This is a genomic window from Campylobacter sp. 2018MI13, from assembly GCF_018501135.1.
Lineage (GTDB): Bacteria > Campylobacterota > Campylobacteria > Campylobacterales > Campylobacteraceae > Campylobacter_E.
Genome location: NZ_JAHCZC010000363.1, coordinates 1 through 219 on the forward strand (window position 1 = coordinate 1; position 219 = coordinate 219).

General features: G+C 33.8%; 1 protein-coding gene. It reads right to left on the reverse strand.

What is annotated here, in order from left to right:
- Positions 1-219: zinc finger domain-containing protein (locus KJQ99_RS10410; RefSeq protein WP_284467068.1), on the reverse strand; the 219-nt coding region annotated here is incomplete at both ends.

Below are 219 nucleotides of genomic sequence, written 5' to 3' on the forward strand. Positions count from 1 at the left end.
TTCCTTTATTAGAACATTTTAAAGTTACTCCGTTATCAACTCCTTCAGGAATAGTTACTTCTAATTCTTCTTTTTTATTTTCTTTTCCACTCCCTTGACAAGATGAACATTTATCTTTTACTACTTTACCTTTACCGCCACACACATCACAAGTGCTAACCATTTGGAAAAAGCCTTTTCTAATAGCTATTTTGCCCTTGCCATTACATCTTGAGCAAG